The organism is Acinetobacter sp. RIT698 (assembly GCF_009668065.1).
Taxonomy (GTDB): domain Bacteria; phylum Pseudomonadota; class Gammaproteobacteria; order Pseudomonadales; family Moraxellaceae; genus Acinetobacter; species Acinetobacter guillouiae.
Map to the genome: position 1 here is coordinate 1 of NZ_WJYH01000117.1, position 978 is coordinate 978.

Annotated in this window: 1 pseudogene; it reads right to left on the reverse strand. The window is 40.6% G+C overall.

Features of this window, described 5'->3' with window-relative positions:
• Positions 1–975 (reverse strand): annotated as a pseudogene (locus GJV03_RS21590) (host specificity protein J); the annotation flags it as partial.
• Positions 976–978: the final 3 nt, after the last annotated feature.

Consider the following 978-nt stretch of genomic DNA (forward strand, 5'->3'; position numbering starts at 1 on the left):
TTTGCCGTCTGGCACCAACTGATCACAATATTGAGCCAAACGATACAATGACCATTTATCAATCATTGGCTCTGTTAAGCGGTTACCAAGTGCGTAGCGCTTATTAGTACATAAATCAAAGTAAATCCAAGCTGGATTATTGCTGTAAGCACGCTTAAATAGCCCATCCCATATTCCGATGTAGGTTCGACTTACTGAATCATAGTTGCTTGGCACTTTGATCTTTACACCCTTTAGATCAACAGCAATTTTGGCAATATTTGAGAATGTTTCAGCATCATATTGCACGCCAATCAATGCAGTATTTGGGTAGGCAAGTTTAAGATCCACAACTTCAGTAATGGCTTGAATATACATCTTATCGCTGACATATTCAGAGCTTGAATTCGATGTTTTACGAGTGACTCGAATCAGCCAATTGTTGCTGGCCTTAGGAAGTCCAATTCGATGGGTACGCTCATAATTTGCTGAAGTTTTTCCTGACATTTGAGTATCAAGCATTAACTCCCACGATCCGCCATCGGTTTGTACTTCAATCGAATAATCTATAACAATGCCTGAAACATCACCGTTGCTTGGATCTTGCTGTTTTAAGGCCCCAAAGCGCACACGCACAATCACAGCATCGAGATTAAGATTGGTAATCCCTTTAACCCAAGGCGTATCACTTTTAAGTTCAATACCAACAGTAGTTTCAGAAGCAATACTTTCAAAACCTTCCATGTATGCCTGATCATTGGTACCTGAGCGAAAATCTAGAGTGACATCTTGAAAGTTTCTTGCACCACTATCGTTTTCAACTGGGGTGTCATCAAGGAAGATTGACTTAAAGCCATTTGATAAGCCCTCAACCTCTCCTTCACTCATACCGTATTGTAAACGTGCATAGGTTTTTGAAGCGGTGGTATCATTTGCAACTTTGGGTTGTCTTTGGCTTTGACTGCCACCTTTTGCGCCTTTTACTGTTTTAAGCATACT